Source organism: Micromonospora phaseoli, assembly GCF_900109115.1.
Lineage (GTDB): Bacteria > Actinomycetota > Actinomycetes > Mycobacteriales > Micromonosporaceae > Micromonospora > Micromonospora phaseoli.
In genome coordinates, this window is the sequence record NZ_FNYV01000002.1 from 65,986 (window position 1) to 82,007 (window position 16,022).

Annotated in this window: 15 protein-coding genes; 8 read left to right on the top strand and 7 right to left on the bottom strand. The window is 70.9% G+C overall.

Annotated features, from left to right (window positions below; all coding sequences use genetic code 11):
* Positions 1 to 3 precede the first annotated feature (3 nt).
* The 3 genes from BMY89_RS05135 to BMY89_RS05145 are packed head-to-tail and all read left to right on the top strand — an operon-like array spanning position 4 to position 4,362.
* On the top strand, positions 4 to 2,682 hold the full coding sequence (locus BMY89_RS05135; RefSeq protein WP_139217904.1) for an FtsX-like permease family protein: 2,679 nt from the start codon (positions 4 to 6) through the stop codon (positions 2,680 to 2,682).
* 22 nt (positions 2,683 to 2,704) lie between these two features.
* Entirely contained in the window at positions 2,705 to 3,670 is a 966-nt protein-coding gene (locus tag BMY89_RS05140) for an ABC transporter ATP-binding protein (protein WP_092375778.1), read from the top strand.
* Positions 3,667 to 4,362: an ABC transporter ATP-binding protein gene (locus BMY89_RS05145; RefSeq protein ID WP_092375781.1), complete on the top strand. Its 696-nt coding sequence runs from the start codon at positions 3,667 to 3,669 to the stop codon at positions 4,360 to 4,362. Before BMY89_RS05140 ends, BMY89_RS05145 begins: the two co-directional genes overlap by 4 nt.
* On the opposite strand, the gene BMY89_RS05150 is transcribed toward BMY89_RS05145, so the two are convergent.
* The 3 genes from BMY89_RS05150 to BMY89_RS05160 all read right to left on the bottom strand — a co-directional run bounded on the left by BMY89_RS05150 (position 4,363) and on the right by BMY89_RS05160 (position 5,925).
* A complete protein-coding gene (locus tag BMY89_RS05150) occupies positions 4,363 to 4,821 on the bottom strand; it encodes an Rv0361 family membrane protein (protein WP_092375785.1) in 459 nt (152 codons plus the stop codon). It abuts the gene before it with no gap.
* Positions 4,822 to 4,929: 108 nt separating this feature from the next.
* Positions 4,930 to 5,346, bottom strand: a complete 417-nt coding sequence (locus tag BMY89_RS05155; protein ID WP_139217905.1) for a DUF6069 family protein — start codon at positions 5,344 to 5,346, stop codon at positions 4,930 to 4,932.
* 108 nt (positions 5,347 to 5,454) lie between these two features.
* The gene (locus BMY89_RS05160) at positions 5,455 to 5,925 is read right to left on the bottom strand and encodes a MarR family winged helix-turn-helix transcriptional regulator (protein WP_111313811.1); all 471 of its coding nucleotides are present in this window, start codon (positions 5,923 to 5,925) and stop codon (positions 5,455 to 5,457) included.
* A 163-nt stretch (positions 5,926 to 6,088) separates the two neighbouring features.
* Between BMY89_RS05160 and BMY89_RS05165 the strand changes: the two genes are divergently transcribed.
* Positions 6,089 to 6,868, top strand: coding sequence for an FkbM family methyltransferase (locus BMY89_RS05165; protein WP_092375791.1), 780 nt, complete (start codon positions 6,089 to 6,091; stop codon positions 6,866 to 6,868).
* A 41-nt stretch (positions 6,869 to 6,909) separates the two neighbouring features.
* Here the strand turns inward: BMY89_RS05165 and BMY89_RS05170 are convergent, their stop codons facing one another.
* Entirely contained in the window at positions 6,910 to 7,335 is a 426-nt protein-coding gene (locus BMY89_RS05170) for an Hsp20/alpha crystallin family protein (protein ID WP_092375793.1), read from the bottom strand.
* A gap of 167 nt (positions 7,336 to 7,502) precedes the next feature.
* A complete protein-coding gene (locus tag BMY89_RS05175; RefSeq protein WP_092375796.1) occupies positions 7,503 to 8,501 on the bottom strand; it encodes a tyrosine-type recombinase/integrase in 999 nt (332 codons plus the stop codon).
* 91 nt (positions 8,502 to 8,592) lie between these two features.
* Here BMY89_RS05175 and BMY89_RS05180 point away from each other — a divergent pair, with 91 nt between their 5' ends.
* Both BMY89_RS05180 and BMY89_RS05185 read left to right on the top strand, forming a co-directional pair.
* Positions 8,593 to 9,447 (top strand): alpha/beta fold hydrolase, encoded by an 855-nt coding sequence (locus tag BMY89_RS05180; RefSeq protein ID WP_092377379.1) that lies wholly within the window; start codon positions 8,593 to 8,595, stop codon positions 9,445 to 9,447.
* Between the two features lie 4 nt (positions 9,448 to 9,451).
* Positions 9,452 to 9,919, top strand: a complete 468-nt coding sequence (locus tag BMY89_RS05185) for an HNH endonuclease (protein WP_092375798.1) — start codon at positions 9,452 to 9,454, stop codon at positions 9,917 to 9,919.
* Positions 9,920 to 10,192: 273 nt separating this feature from the next.
* Here the strand turns inward: BMY89_RS05185 and BMY89_RS05190 are convergent, their stop codons facing one another.
* Positions 10,193 to 13,000, bottom strand: coding sequence for an AfsR/SARP family transcriptional regulator (locus tag BMY89_RS05190; protein WP_092375801.1), 2,808 nt, complete (start codon positions 12,998 to 13,000; stop codon positions 10,193 to 10,195).
* Positions 13,001 to 13,648: 648 nt separating this feature from the next.
* Here BMY89_RS05190 and BMY89_RS05195 point away from each other — a divergent pair.
* On the top strand, positions 13,649 to 14,401 hold the full coding sequence (locus BMY89_RS05195) for a right-handed parallel beta-helix repeat-containing protein (protein WP_170147660.1): 753 nt from the start codon (positions 13,649 to 13,651) through the stop codon (positions 14,399 to 14,401).
* A 129-nt stretch (positions 14,402 to 14,530) separates the two neighbouring features.
* Here BMY89_RS05195 and BMY89_RS05200 read toward each other — a convergent pair whose 3' ends face one another.
* On the bottom strand, positions 14,531 to 15,370 hold the full coding sequence (locus BMY89_RS05200) for an NAD(P)H-binding protein (protein WP_092375807.1): 840 nt from the start codon (positions 15,368 to 15,370) through the stop codon (positions 14,531 to 14,533).
* Between the two features lie 210 nt (positions 15,371 to 15,580).
* On the opposite strand from BMY89_RS05200, the gene BMY89_RS05205 reads away from it, so the two are divergent.
* Complete coding sequence (locus BMY89_RS05205; protein WP_232521073.1) at positions 15,581 to 15,949, top strand: winged helix-turn-helix transcriptional regulator; 369 nt, start codon at positions 15,581 to 15,583, stop codon at positions 15,947 to 15,949.
* The last annotated feature ends 73 nt before the right edge of the window (positions 15,950 to 16,022 follow it).

The window sequence follows — 16,022 nt, forward strand, 5'->3', positions numbered from 1 at the left end:
CCGGTGAGCGCTAGGCGGATCAGGGCGTACGGCGCCCATGTGGCGCTGCTGGCGGCGCTGGGGTTGGTGGCGGCCCTGCTGGTGACCGCCGCGCCGCGGCTGTCCAACGGGTACGCCGACCGGGGGCTGCGCGCCGACGTGGCCCAGTTGCCGCACCTGGTGCGTGACGTGTCCCTCGCCGTCGAGCGGCCCGCGCCGGCCGCGGCCGGGCAGGCCGATCTGGACCGGTACGCCGCCGAGCTGCCGCAGCCGCTGCCCGGGCTGGTGGATCGCCGGTGGTACGCCGCCTCGCTGGACGAGCAGCGGCTGGTCGCCATCGGCGACGACCCGCCGATGGACGGTGGCGCCCGCAAGGAGTTCGGTCTGCGCGCGCAGACGGGCGTCCAGGACGCCGCGGAGCTGACCGCCGGGCGGTGGCCGCGTACCGGGGCGGACGGTCCGGCGGAGGTGACGGTGTCGGCGACGGTGGCCGAGACGCTGTCCCTGCGTCCCGGCCAGTCACTGCGGTTCATCGGCCAGGACGGTACGGCGCAGGCGCTCCTCGTCGGGGTGTTCGAGCCACGCGACGCCGCCGACCCGGTCTGGGACGACCTTCAGCAGGCCTTGAACCCGATCTTCCCGCTGCTGGACGGCGACCCGTACATCGTGGTGGGGATCACCGACTGGGCCGGGGTGGACGCCGTCTCGGCCGCCAGCGGCGTGCCGGCGGTGAGCGGTTGGCGGTATCGCCTCGGCGAGCAGCGGCTGGACACCGGGACGTTGCCGGCGGTCACCGCGGCGGTCGCCGAGACCCGCCGCATGCAGTGGGCGGGGGCGACGGTCCAGACGTCGCTGGACACCGCGCTGGCCCGCTTCGCCGAGCAGTTGTACGCCGTGCAGGCGCTGCTGGCGGTCGTGCAGGCGGGCCTGATCGCCAGCCTGCTCGGGTTGATCCTGCTGGCCGCGCGGCTGGCGGTGCTGCGCCGCCGCGACGAGTTCGCGCTGCTGCGGGCCCGAGGCGCGTCGCTGTCCGCGATCGGCTTGCGTACCCTCGCCGAGGCCGCGCCCGTGCAGCCGCTGGCGGTGCTGGTCGGCTGGCTGGCCGGCACCCGGGTGCCGGGCCGGGCCGACGGGGTGCCCTGGCTGGTGCTGCTGCTGGCGGTGCTCACCACCGCCGTGGTTCCGGTGCTGGCCATGCTCTCGCAGCGGCAGGTGGCGATGGTCGCCGGGCGGGCGGATGTGGCCCGGCAACGTCCGTCGGTGCGGCGACTCACCGTCGAGGCGGGCGTGCTGGTCCTGGCGGTTCTGGGTGTGGTGCTGCTGCGTCGCCGGGGACTCGATCCGGCCGAGGGCGTCGACGCGTATCTCAGCTCGGTGCCCGTGCTGGTCGCGGTCGCCGCCGCGCTGGTGGCGATGCGGTTGTTGCCGTGGCCGCTGCGACTGGCCGGCCGGCTGGCCGTGCGGGCCCGGGGGGCGTTGCTGTTCCTCGGTGTCGCCCGCGCCGGGCGGGGGGCGCCGGTGGCGCTGGGTCCGCTGGCGGTGCTGATCGTCGCGGTCAGCACGGGCGTCTTCGGTGGGGTGGTCGCGACCACCGTCAGCGCGGCCCGGGACCGGGCCGCGACCCTGACCGTGCCGGCCGATGCGTGGCTGACCGGGTACACCTTCTCCCCCGACGCCGCCGACGCGCTGACTCAGGTGCCCGGGGTGCAGGCGGTGGCCCGGGTGTGGGTGGACTCCAACCGGCGACTGCTGCCGGAGACCGGGGCGCCGGCGCGGCAGATCGGCACGGCCCGGGTCCTGGTGGTGGACGCGCCGGCCTTCGCCGAGGTGGTGGCGCGCAGCGGCGTCGAGGTGGATGTGCCGGCCGCGTTGCGTGCCGCCGCGCGGGGCGACGGGCCGGTGCCGGCGGTGGTGTCCCCGAAGGTGGCGACGGATGTCGGCGACCGGGCCGCGGTCGACGTGCAGGGCCGGCTGTACGAGTTCCAGGTCGCCGAGGTGGCCGACGCCTTCCCCGGGGTGGGGTTGGGCACGGAACGGTTCGTGGTGCTGCCGTGGCAGGCGATGCCCGAGTACGAGTACACGCCGATCATCCCGAACCGGTATCTGCTCGCCGGCGAGGACATCGACGAGGGGCGGTTGCTCGGGGTCGCTGACGAGACGCAGCGGCAGCGGCAGTCCGCCGTGCTCGGTGTGGCGGTGACCCGCACGCAGCAGCCGGCGGAGCTGCAGAGCCGGCAGGCGTACCGGGAGGGGTTGGATCGCACCGGAGCCAACGACGTGCTGACTCTGGCGTTCACCGCCGGTGCGGCCGGGGGCGCCGCGCTGGCGGTGCTGGCCGTCGGCTTCGCGGTGGTCGCCGACGCCGCCGGGCGGGGCCGGATGCTGTCCCGGCTGCGCACGCTGGGTCTGTCCGCCGGCAGTGGCCGGCGGCTGCTGGTGTACGAGCTGGTACCGCTGGTGGTGGTCGCGGCGGTGACCGGCGCGGTGGTGGGGGCGGCCCTGCCCCGGGTGCTGGGACCCACCCTGGGACTGTCCGCGTTCGTGCCCGACGTGCCGCTCGGCTATCACCTGAATCCGCTGGTCGCGGGCTCGGTGCTGGGGCTGGTGGTGCTTGGTCTGGCGACGGGCCTGGCGGTGGAGAACCTGTCGAACCGGCGGATGCGCCTCGGTGAGGTGCTGCGTCTGGGAGAGGAGAACGCATGACCGAGCGAAGCGGAGTGCCGTCATGACCGTCGTACAGGACGTACCGGACCTCGCGACGCTGCAACGGCGCGCGGCGGAACGGGCCGCCGCCCGCGCCGGTGGCGCCGACCGGCTGCGCGGGCACATCGTCTGCGACGGACTGGTCCGCATCTTCACCACCGAGGGCGTGGAGGTCGTCGCGTTGCAGGGCCTCGACCTGGTCGTCGACCGGGGTGAACTGCTGGCGATCGTGGGCGCGTCCGGGTCCGGCAAGTCCACCGTGCTGAACATCCTGTCCGGGCTGGACACCCCGACCGCGGGGATCGCCCGGGTGGCCGGCTACGACCTGCTGACCATGTCGGCGCGCAAGCGGCTGCGGTACCGGCGGCACACCGTCGGTTTCGTCTGGCAGCAGACCGGACGCAACCTGCTGCCGTACCTGTCCGCGCGGGAGAACGTAGAGCTGCCGATGCGGCTGTCTCGCCGGGGCCGGGCGGGCCGGCGGCGGGCGATGGAGCTGTTGGAAATGGTCGGCGTGGGCTACTGCGCGGACCGCCGGCCGGGGCAGATGAGCGGTGGCGAGCAGCAGCGGTGCGCCGTCGCGGTGGCGGTGGCCAACGACCCGGAGGTGCTCTTCGCCGACGAGCCGACCGGCGAGCTGGACGAGGCCACGGCCGCGGAGGTCTTCGCCGCGCTGCGCACCATCAATGCCGAGCTGGGGGTGACCGTCGTGGTGGTCACCCACGATTCGCAGGTGGCGTCCCAGGTCCGGCGGACGGTCGCGATCCGGGACGGCCGCACCGCCTCGGAGGTGCACCGCACCGCACGGGTCGGTGCCGACGGCGTCGAGGAGTTGGTCACCGAGGAGTACGCGGTGCTGGACCGGGCCGGGCGGATGCAGCTGCCGGCCGGTTTCGTCGACGCGCTGGCCCTGCGGGATCGGGTGAAGCTGACCCTGGAGCCGGACCACGTGCAGGTCCGCTCCGGCGACGAGGGGGGTACGCGGTGAGTGATCTGATCCGGGTCGAAGGGCTCAGCCGTGACTACGGCAGCGGTGACCGGGTGGTCCACGCGGTACGGGACGTGTCGTTGCGGGCCGGGCGGGGTGAGCTGGTCGCGGTGCGGGGCCGCTCCGGCGCGGGCAAGACCACCCTGCTCAACCTCGTCGGTGGTCTGGACCGGCCCACCTCCGGACGGGTGTGGGTGGCCGGCCACGAGGTGACCGCGGCCGGCGAGGGGGACCTGCTGCGGCTGCGTCGGGACACCATCGGGTTCGTGTTCCAGTCCTTCGGGCTGATCCCGATCCTGTCCGCGGCGGAGAACGTCGGGGTGCCGATGCGGCTGGCGAAGGTGCCGGCCGGGCAGCGCGAGGAGCGGGTGTCGGTGCTGCTGGAGATGGTCGGGCTGGGTGCTCACGCCGCGCAGCGGCCGTACGAGATGTCCGGTGGGCAGCAGCAGCGGGTGGCGATCGCGCGGGCGCTGGCCAACGATCCGGCGCTGCTGATCGCCGACGAGCCGACCGGCCAGCTGGATTCGGAGACCGGCCGCGCGGTGATGGACCTGCTGCGGGCGCTGGTGCACGCGCGGGGCATGACCGCCCTGGTGGCGACGCACGACCCGACGCTTGTCGAGTTGGCCGACCGGGTGCTGGTGCTGCGCGACGGCCGGCTGGTGGAGTCCACCGAGGCGGTCCCGGTGTGATCAGTACGGGTCGCCGCAGACCCGCCAGCCGGCATCTTCCCGCACCACCGACAGGTCGCGCTGCTCGGTGTCGCCGGTCTCGCGGGTCAGCCGTACTGTGACCGTGCCGTGCGGCCGGCCGCCGGTGGTGGCCACCGACACGTCCACGATCTCGTAGTCGCGCACCACCGGCGGGGTGCGTACCCAACTGGTGAAGCCGAGCTCGCTCCACCGGGTACGCGAATCGGCGCAGAGCCGCTCGTACGCGCCGTCGGTGTCGCCCGCGGTGACCTCTCGCAGGAATCCTTCTGCGGTCTCCCGGATCGGGCCGGCGGCCTGGGTGACGAGCTGCACGTTCCAGGCACCCAGCCCGGCGACCCCGATGCAGCACAGCGCCACCCCGGCCCCGGCGAAGACGAGCCCGGCGCGCACCGGGTGGCGTCGCCGGGCCGGTCTGCTCCACGACTGCGCAGCGCCCACACCACTCGACGGTAGAGAATCGGCCGCCCCGGCGGGGGTGAAAGCCGGACCGCCCGGCGCGACGAGGCCACGGCCGGGCGGTCCGGCTGGGCCAGCCGGGCGGCCGGGTCAGTCGCCGCGCCTGGGTAGCAGGGCGATCAGGGCGGCCGGCACCACCAGGTGCATCACGCCCAACGCGACCTTGGCTCCAACTGTGGCCTCGACCTGCAGAAGTGGCACGAACGACAGCAGCGTCACGGCCACCACGAGGCTGAGCCAGATGACGGTGGCCCGACGGCCGGCGATCCGTTCCAGGACGGCCAGTGTCGCCCAGCCCAACAGCGCAGCGCCGAGGGAGACCACGATCACCGGGATGAGGTTGACGACGGTTTCGGGCTCCCCTGGACTGAGCACCGCGTAGTTGACGCCGACCAGGGCGCCGACGAGCCAGGTCGCGACGCTGCCGGCGACGGCTGCGAGGACGCCGAGGGCGCGGCGACGCAGGGAACCGTTGGTGCTGACGGGGTTCAGGGTGGTGCCGGTCATGGCGCGCTCCTCCATCGGGGAAATCGACAACCACGACCGTATCAGATAGTCCCGAACAAAACCATCTTGCACGGGACGTCTTCCGGGCATATCTCCCGTCGAATCCGGCTAGTAGACCGAGCCGGGCGCCCCGCACGCACCGGCACCTGAGAGGCGCTCGTCGACGAGGCGCCGGATCGCCCGCAGGAACACCTCGCGTTCCTCGTCGGGCAGGGCGGCGAGCACGTTCTGATCGACGCGGGCGGAGATCTCCTGAGCCTGGCCGAGCACCTGCTCCCCCGCTGCGGTGACCTCGACCAGTCGGGCCCGCCGGTCGGTCGGTGACGGCACGCGTCGAGCCAACCCCGTGGCCTCCAACTGATCCAGGGTCACCACCATGGTGGTCTTGTCCACCCCGCACAGTTCGCCGATCTGTCGCTGGGTCAGTCCGCCGCCGCGGGCCCGTGCCAGCACGCAGTGCGCCCTGGGTGAGATGCCCAGCTCGGCCAGGTTGGCGGCATGCTCGGCGCGGAGCGCGTGGCTGGCCCAACTGAGCAGGAACATCAGGTCCGACGGGCGACCCGGCAACGGGATGGTCATGTAACGAGGCTAACAAGATGTTCCGGCCTGGGATCGTTGCCCGGTCAGCTAACAGCTGCGCTGCTGCTGGGTCGACGTCCGGCACGCCGAGCGCGTCACGCCGGGTGACCGGGGTACCCGGGGAACGCCACGGTCGCCGAACCGGGCGGGCTAAGGTGCTGCGATGGGTACCCACTCCGCCGCGGTCGAGGCACTCAAGGCCGACCCCGCCACCGCCTCGCTACGTCGGTCGCTGGAGGTGTACTACGGCGATCCCGGACGCGATGCGGCGATGGACGCCTTCTACTCCCGCTTCGTGCGCCCCGGTGACCTGGTCTTCGACATCGGCTCGCACGTGGGTGACCACATCGGCAGCTTCCGCCGGCTCGGCGCGCGGGTCGTCGCCGTGGAACCGCAACCGCTGTGCCTACGCGCGTTGCGGGCCATCTACGCCGAGGACGACCAGGTCACCCTGGTCGAGGCGGCCTGTGGCGCGCAGCCCGGCCGGATCGGGTTCCTGGTGAACTCCGCCAATCCGACCGTCTCCACCGCCTCGACCGACTTCGTGGCGGCGGCCGCCGGTGCCGGCGGCTGGGAGGGGCAGGTCTGGGACGGCCAGATCGAGGTGCCGGTCACCACCGTGGACACGCTGATCGCCGAGCACGGCCCGCCCGCCTTCGTCAAAATCGACGTCGAGGGCTTCGAGGACGCCGTGCTCGCCGGCCTCAGTGGGCCGGTGCCCGCGCTGTCGTTCGAGTTCACCACGATCGAGCGGGCGGTGGCGTTGCGGTGCCTGCGCCGGCTCGCCACGCTCGGCTTCGGCGGATTCGACGTGGCGCTCGGCGACCACAAGGCGTTGACCCTCGGGCGGTGGGTCTGCGCCGACGAGATGGCCGCCCACCTGCTCGACCTGCCGCACGAGGCCAACTCCGGCGACGTGTACTGCGTCAGCCCGCCCTCTTGACCCGGCCGGGCGGGACGCGCGTCCCGCCCGGCCGTGGCCGGTCAGCCCTTGATCTGCCTGGGGCCGTTGCCGGCGGCGCTGATGGTGACCCGGCGCGGCTTGGCACGTTCGGCGACCGGGATACGCAGCGTCAGCACCCCGTTGTCGTAGCCCGCTTCGAGCTTGTCGGTGTCGAGCGTGTCGCCGAGGAAGAGCTGCCGACTGAACACGCCCATCGGGCGCTCGGCGGCGACTAGCTCGACGGTGTCGCCGGCGGGCCGACGACGTTCGGCGCGGACGGTCAACACGTTGCGCTGCACCGTGCAGTCGATGCTGTCCGGGTCGACGCCGGGCAGATCGAAGGCGGCGTAGAAGTGGTCGCCGTCGCGGTAGGCGTCCATGTGCATGACCGCTGGGCGGCTGCTCGTGCCGAAGAACTGCTCGGTGAGCCGGTCGATCTCGCGGAAGGGGTCGGTACGCATCAGCATGGTGTGCCTCCTCGGTTCCTCTGGCCGAAGGTCTCCTCAAGTTGAGCCTTGCTGACTCAACTCTCACTACCTTATTTAGCGCGTCAGCGTCCGGTCGTCAACTCGGCAGGTCAACCGGACCGGCGGCACCGACTCGGCGCGGAGGCGATCGTGAGCCCTGGGCCGGGTCAGCTCCGGCGGCGGGCCCGGGCAGCCCAGATCGCGTACGCCGGGTCGCGGTCGAGGTTGTGTCGGTCCCGGTCGTACCGGCGGGTGGTGCGCGGGTCGGCGTGCCCCATCGCGTCCTGCACGTCCTCCAGCGGCACCCCCTCGGTGCGGGCCGTGGTGGCGAAGGCATGTCGCAGCGAGTGCGGTGACAACCGAGCCCACGCGGGTATCCCGGCGCTTCGCGCAAGCCGCCGGACCAATCGGAACACCGAGTGCCGGTCGAGGCGGGTACCGCTGGCGGTGACCAGCAGTGGCCCGGTGAGCTCGTGGACCGCCACGCCCTGCCCGGCGGCCCGCTCGGCCAGGTACGCGTCCACCGCGTACGCCGTGCCGGGAGTCAGCGCCCGGCGGCGCGGCCTGCCGCCCTTGCCGACGAAGCGCACGCTGCGGTGTCCCCGCTCCGCTCCGAGGTCGGTGACGTCCAGTGAGACCAACTCCCCGACCCGCAGACCGAGATCGGCCAGCAGGGTGACGGTGGCGCGGTTGCGCGCCGCGGTCGGCCCGGTCTCGGCATCGGCGGCGGCGAGCAGCGCGTCCACCTCGTCGGGGGCCAGGCCGACGGTGGCCGAGTGGTCGCGGTCGATCCGGGGCCGGTCGGCGTCGCCGACCGGGTTGGAGTCGACCGCCCGCAGTTTGACCAGAAAGTCGTACCAACTGGACAGCGCGGACAGCTTCCGGGCTACGGTCGCCGGGGTCATTGGCCGGCCGGTACGGGCGACCAGGGTGCTTTCCAGCGCCCGCCCGTACTCGTTGACGTGCAGGAAGTTCGCCCGCAGCGGGTCGAGTTGGCGGGCATCGCACCAGGTCAGCCAGGTGGCGACATCGCGGCGGTACGCGTCGCGGGTGTGCTCACTCAACCGTCGGTTGCGCAACCACGCGTCGGTGACGGCCATCGGCCCGTCGGGCAGGGCCGGGTGGGCCGGCGGGCGATACAGCACCGGAGTGTCGTGCGGACGCATGCGAAAAATGTTCTCAGTCCTACTTCGGGTTGCCGATCAGGCGCGCCGACGCATCATGATCGTGTTGCGGTGCCTGGCAGACTCGGTTGGCATGCAACGCTTTCCTTCCTGGGACGGCACGGTACTGGCCTATCGGCTGGTCGGCTCTGGCCCGCCGCTGGTCTGCGTTCCCGGCGGGCCAGGCCAGGCCGCCGAATACCTCGGTGAGCTGGGCGGTCTCAGCGACCATCGGACGTTGATCCTGTTGGAGAACCGCGGAACCGGCGTATCGCAGGTCCCGCAGGACCCTGCCACCTACCGGGTGGATCGGCTCGTGCAGGACGTCGAGGCGCTGCGCCGGCACCTCGGGCTGGAGCGGATGGACCTGCTCGGACACTCCGCCAGCGGCGGGACCTGTCTGCTGTACGCGGCCGAGCATCCGCACCGGCTCGACCACCTCGTCCTGGTGGACCCGTCCCTGCGCGTCACCGGCATCCCGTCCGACCTCGCCGTGGACGAGGTGCTGGCTCAGCGGGCACAGGAGCCCTGGTACGCCGACGCGGTCACCGCCCTGCGTGCCGAGGCCACGTCGCCGCAGGAGCTGGAGCGCTACCGCTGGCTGTCGGCCCCGCTGCTGTACGGACAGTGGAATGCCGCAGCCCAGGTGCAAGCAGCCGCCGAGCCCGCGCAGTTCGTCGCACAGGCGACGGACGGCTTCTACGCCGGCTTCGAACCAGACCCGCAACTGCCCAACCGGCTCGCGGCGCTCACTGCGCCGGTGCTGCTGGTGGTCGGTGAGTACGACATCTGGCCCACCCGCGCCGCCGTACGCGAGCTGGCGACCCTGCTCAACAACGCCGACCTGGCGGTGCTGCCGCGCGCCGGGCACTTCCCCTGGGTGGACACCCCAGCCGCCTTCACCGCCAGCGTGCAGGCATTTCTTGCCTCGCACCCGGCCGTACCCTGACGCGGTGCTGTCCCAGATCAACGGTCTGTCCCGACACTTCACCGAGGACACGCTCCGGGCGTACCTGCTGAGCCGCTCGGAGCGTGTCGACAGCGGATGCCTGATAGTGCGCGGCTACGGCCGCCAGCGTGGCGTCCACCAGAAGCTGGCCGGCCGGGCGTGGGCGCACATCGCGGCGTACGTGGTCTTCGTCGGCGGCTACGACCCTGCTCTCGAGATCCACCACGACTGTGGAGTGCCGGACTGCATCGAACCGGCCCATCTACGCCAGCTCAGCCACGCGGACAACTGCCGTGGACGGACCCAGCGTCCGCGTTGCCGTAACGGGCACGACCGGGAGTTCGAGCCGGCGACCGGCCGCCTCCGGAGGGTCTGCCGAATCTGCAACCGCGAGGCGCAGCAGCGCTGGCGCCAGCGTCAGGCCGCAGAGGTCGCCGAAGCACGGGCGGCGTACGGGCGGATGCCTTCCTGAGCACTGACCAGCTTGGGGTTCGGCCCGCATCGGTGAAGGCATACACCAACGCAAGTCCTTACGCACAATAACAGTCATTATGATGTACCTGTGATTTGTCCGGTTTGCCGGCTTAATTATTTGAATTGCGTAACCGGTAATTCGTTAATTGGCTCGGCCGAGGCAGCAAGGAGACGCCGGCGGCGATCGGCTACCGGAGCAGCGCGGGGGTGAGCATCTGTCCGGCCGCCGCCGCAGGCGATGCGCTGCCGTGCCCGCTGCTACTGGCTCGGGTCACGGTGCGGCAACGTGGCTCGCGGCCAGATCGTCCCGGAGCTGCTCGACCTCCGGATGCCCCACCTCCACGAGGATCTCCAGGGCACGCAGCCAGCAGTCGCGGGCGGCATCCAGATCGCCGAGGGCCTGCTGGGTGTCGCCGAGATGTCGGAGCGCCTGCGCCTCGTTGTAGCGGTGCCCGAGCTCACGGCTGAGGCTGAGCGCCTGCCGGTAGCAGCGGGCCGCCCGTCGGAAGTGACCAAGATGGTGGTGCGCGTAGCCGAGCGTGTCCCAACTGTTCGCCTCGCCGACGCGGTCGCCGAGCCGACGTTGCAGGGCTACTGCCCGCTGGCAGTAGGGAATCGTCTCCGCGTGCTCGCCGAGCATGGCATGGTCCCAGCCGACCGCGTTGAGTGCGCGGGCCTCCCCCGCCTGGTGTCCGTTGTCCCGGAACAGCCGTAGCGACCGCTCGTCGTGGCGTAACGCGGCGACCTGGTCGCCCTCTCGCTCGCTCAACCAGCTCAGCGTCAGCAGGGTGTGCGCCTGACCAACCTGGTCGTCAAGCTCGTCCAACAGCACCAGCGCCTGCTCAAGGTGGCCACGGGCCAACTCGAACCGGCCCGTCTCGCAATAGGCGGGAACGACGTCGCGGTGCGCCTGCGCCCGCGCCGCCCGGTCGCTGTGCCGCTCGGTGGCGGCCAACGCGTGGCGCTGCACGACGATCAGGTCCTCCCAGTGGCTGCGGCGGCTCAGGAAGGTGGTCAGCGTCCAGGCCAGCTGCCAGACGTGCTGGCCGAGTCCGTGTCGGGCGGCCAACTCGACCACCCGCATGAGCACCGCGTGCTCCTCGCCGAACCAGGCCAAAGCCTGCGCGTTGTCCGCTGGCTCCTCCGGCGCCACGCCCGCCTGGGCCGGTGGCGGCACGATCGGATCCCGCAGTGGCGACAGCCGCCCGTCGGCGCATCGGGCGCTTCGCAGATAGTGGTCCACGATCCGGTGCAGGGCGGCTCGGCGTAGCTCTGCCGGCTCCGACTCGACCATCTCCGCCGCGTACGCCCGCAGCAGGTCGTGGCAGGTATACCTGCCTGGCGCCCGCTCCACCAACAGCTGCGCCCGGCTCAGTTCGCTCAGAACGGGGCGCACCTGCCGGCCGGACAGCGCGGCGAGGCTGGCGGCGGCCGGCACCGAGATGTCCGGCCCCGGATGCAGCCCCAGTAGTCGGAACAGCCGGGCCGCCGGCTCGCCGAGCGCCCGGCAGGACCAGGAGAAGACCGACCGCAGGTCGGTGGCGGTGTCCCCGCTGCCCGCGAAGCCGTCGAGGCTGTCCTTCATCTGGGCCAGTTCCTGGTCCAACGCGGCGAGCGGGAATCCGGGGTGGGCCGCCGCGCGGGCCGCCACGATCGCCAGCGCCAGCGGCAGCCCGGAACACCGCTCGACGATCCCCTCCACCGCCCTCGGCTCGGCCGCCACCCGGTCGCCACCGAGTCGGCTCGCCAGCAACTCACGGGCCTCGGCCGCGGTGAGCAGGTCGAGGGTGACCGGGTCGGCACCCTCGGCCGCGACCAGACCGGACAGCTGTTGTCGGCTGGTCACCAGCACCGCGCATCCGGGGATGCCGGGCAGCAGCGGACGCACCTGCTCGGCATCGCGGGCGTTGTCGAGCACGATCAGCATCCGTCGGCCGGAGACTGTGCTGCGGTACAGGCCGATCTGCGCGTCCAGATCCAGCGGCACCGATCCGGGCGGCACACCGAGGGCATCGAGGAAACCTCGTAGCGCCATCTCCGGCGGCATTGCCGCCACCGAGGGCTCGAAGCCGCGCAGGTTGACGTACAGCTGTCCGTCGGGAAACCGGTCCAGGTTGTCGTGAGCCCACCGGAGTGCGAGCCAGGTCTTTCCGATCCCACCCATCCCCCCGACGGCCGAGATGGCGACCCCGCTGCCCGTGTCGGCCTGTCGGTCGACGGCGGCGGTCAGTGCCGCCAACTCCCGGACACGGCCGGCGAAGTTCGCTGGCGGCGGCGGTAGCTGCCGCGGTGTACCGGCAGCGGCCGGACCGGTGGGTGTCGACGTCACGGCCGAGGCGGCGACCTCGCGATCGCCATGGAGAATCCGCAGGTGCAGCTCCTGCAGGTCGGTTCCGGGGTCGACACCCAACTCGTCGGCCAGGCGGTGCCGGATCCGCTGATACCGGTCGAGGGCCTCGGCTTGCCTACCCGAGCGGGACAGCGCCAACATCAGTTGGCCGGCAAGACGCTCGTCCAACGGCTGTTCGGCAACACCGCGCGACAGCTCGGACAGCAGCGTCGAGTGCTGACCGCGGCGCAGTGCGATGTCGGTGCGGTCGCGCTCGGCCGTGAGCCTGGCCTGATGTAGCTCGGTGCGCAGGATGTTGAACCAGGGCGTGTCCAGGCGCGCGAATGGCTCGCCCCGCCACAGGTCGATCGCCTCATCGAAGTGCCGCAGCGCGTGCTCGTCGTCGGTGGTACGCCGGGCGCGCGACACCAACTCCTTGAAGCGATGCAGATCCACCGCCATGGGATCGACGTTCAGCAGGTAGCCGCCCTGCCGTCGGACGATGTCGACGTCCTCGGCACCGCTCAGACAGCGTCGCAGCCGAGACAGGTAGCTGTAGAGCGCACTGTGCGCCCGCTGCGGCGGCCCGTTCACCCACACGCGGTCGAGCAACTGGTCAACGTGCACGATCTTGTTCGCGTCGACCAGCAGCACCGCCAGCACGCATCGTTGGCGGACGTGACCGAGGTCAACCGCATTGCCGTCGACGAACGCCTCGACATCGCCCAGCAGCCTGAACACCGCAACCATGAGCCCTCGCTGTCCCCCGCCGCCAGCAGCGGATTCAAGTTTTCCACAAGGTCTCTTCCAGGGGTGCCCGGTAGCGACCCGTCCGCCACGGACCGGCGTATTCCGCATGGTCCGGCAGCTGTTTTCTGCACCCGCGCTGGTCTGGGAATTCAAGGTCTACCCAAGCTTCCCGAATGACCGGCCCCAGATGCTGATTTCACCGGGGCGAGACGAGCGCCCAGGAACAACCAGCTAGAGGAGAGTCATGTTGAGGACCACTCGTAACGCATCGACGGCAGCGACTGGTGTCGCGCTACTGGTCGGCGGCCTGCTTGCTCTGGTCGGCGGCCCTGCGGTGGCGTCTCCGCCCGCTGTCTCGGCCGCTTCTTCGGTAGCTGCGGCGGCGTGCACGGACTGGACGGACCGCGCCGGCAGTGGGGGTGCGGAACGCTACCACGTCCAGTGCCCGGGGTATTACGTGACGACGTGGGTCACCTGCACTTCGGGGTCACCCATCAACGGACCGAAGCGGTGGCAGTACCAGAAGGCAGAATGCCGAAACGGTGCCCGGATCACCAGTGGCGGCTTCCACGCCACCCGCACGTGATCGACCGCCAGGCCGTCCACATCCCGACTCGCCAACCAGGATCTCCTATGCTCATGCGTGGAATGACCGTGCTGGCCAGCAGCATCGCACTCGTCCTCGGACTCGCCGCGCCGGGGCAGGCCAGCGGCACACAGGCCCAGGCGCCGCCCAGCCTGGGCGTCGTCCCGTCGGGTTGGGTGACTGCCGCGAAATACCCCGGGCAGGTCAAGTGCCCAAAGGGTGACTATCAGCTCTGCATTGACGGCGGGCCGGGCGGGTTCACCATCAGTGGCAAGAAGTTCTCTGGCCACGCCAACGCCATTCTGCTCAGGAATGTCAAGAACATCACGATCAGCGGGAACGATTTCAGGAATCTCAGCGGTTCCACGGGATACGCCGCGATCCACGTCAAGAACTCGTCCCGAATCGTGATCAAGAAGAACACCTTCTCCCGGCTGAGGAACGGCGGGATGATGCACGGGGTCTACCTTGTCAAGACCTCGGGCAGCAGCATCACCGGGAACAAGTTCTCGTCGATCACCGGCGATCCCGTGCGGATCAGGGACGGGAGCAGCAACAACGTGGTGAGCGGGAACACCTTCACGAAATCCGGCCGGTACGCCATGTTCAGCGAGTGGGGCCGGCTGGAGCAGGGGGAAACCTGCGGACGAGGCAACACCTTCAAGAGCAACAGGTACGGTACCGGCTACTCCGGCAAGAAGATCTCGCTGATCAAGTGGGGTGGCCGTGGGGGCGGCAGCACCGGCCTTCCGCTCACCTGGGGCAAATGCAACAAGGCGAGCATCGTCAACCGGGGCGGCAACACCAGGATCTAGCCTGTGGCAGCCGTTCTCGATGACTTCGTCAGGCAATCCCGTTGACCCCAGCGGCGCTGCCGTCCGATGGCCGCGCAGCACACATCGACGAGGGCCTCGCCTCGCCACTCGGCGAGGCGGGGCCGGTGCTCACCGGAACGCGTGGATGTGGCGCAGTGCCCAGTCGTCGAAGGTGCGCGGGGTTCGGCCCAGGACCTGTGCTGTGTGCGCGCTGATCCGCTGCTCTGCCGGGGTGGGTGCGCCGAGGATGGCAAGCGTCCCGTCGACCACCGGTTCGGGCATGAACCGCATCATCTGCGCGCGGGCCTGCTCACGCGTCTGCTCGACGAACCGGACCGGCTGGCCCAGCGCCTCGCCGATGATCCGGGTCCGCTGTCGCGGTGTGGTCAGGGCCGGCCCAGTCAGTTCGTATGTCCGACCGGCGTGCTCACCCTCCCGTAGGACGGTAGCGGCGACCTCGGCGATGTCGGCGGGATCGACGACCGGCAAGCCGACGTCGCCGAACGGTGCGGCCACCGTCCGCTGGGTCCGCACCGACTCCGTCCAGGCGTAGGCGTTGGACGCGAAACCACCCGGTCGCAGGATCGTCCAGGCCATACCGGACTGTTGCACGACACCCTCGATGCCGCGTAACGGTGCATGCGAGACCGACTGCGGGCGTGTTCCGGCGGCTTGCGAGGAGAGCAGGACGACATGCTGGACGCCACCGGCTTTCGCCACGTCGAGGATGTCGCTCGGATTCAGATGTGCACCGGCACCCGAGACCAGCAGGAACAATGCGCGAGCGCCGTCGACCGCCGGCCGCAGGGTCTCCGGTTCCGCCAGATCAGCCTGCTGATACCGCACCCCGTCCGTCAGGGACACCGGCGACGTTCCTCGTGATACCGCGATCACCTGCTCGCCGGCCGCGGCCAGCACCTCCACCAGTACGCGACCGACATTGCCGGTGGCCCCCGTAATAACGATCATGAAACGCTCCTCCTGGTTTCGACATCCACCCATGTCCTGATGGGCACGACCACCGCCGGTCTCGATGTCCCGGCGGCGACCCGGAGAAGCTAACATCGCCGATATAGTAGGTACCTACAGGAAAGTGACTATGCCAAAGGGGTGCGCGTGCGGGACGACCGAGCTACCTGGACACCCTCGACGGCGGTCGATCCAGAGCAGGCATGCCCCGTGGCACCGGTTGTGGACATCGTCTTCAGCCGGTGGACGACCCCGATCCTGTGGACGCTGAACTACCACGGCCGGCAACGCTTCATTGAGCTGCAGCGACGCATCACCACCATCACGCCGAAGGTCCTGACCCAACGACTCCGGCAACTGGAACGCGACGGGCTCGTCGTGCGCACCTATCACCCCGAGGTTCCACCGCGAGTCGAGTACGAGATCAGCGCGCTCGGCCGCAGCCTCGCCCCGCTCTTCGCCCACCTCGCCGAATGGGCCACGACTTACCTCGGCGAGGTGGAGCAGGCGCGACGCACCTACGACGCGAACGCGGCAGTGCCACCCCTCCCGGCACCACCCACGCCAGTGCAGCAATGATCGGACGAACCGCCAACCGTCGATCTCTGATTGGAAGCTGCAGCCGGGGACATGTCGGGCGGCCGGTGGGGGT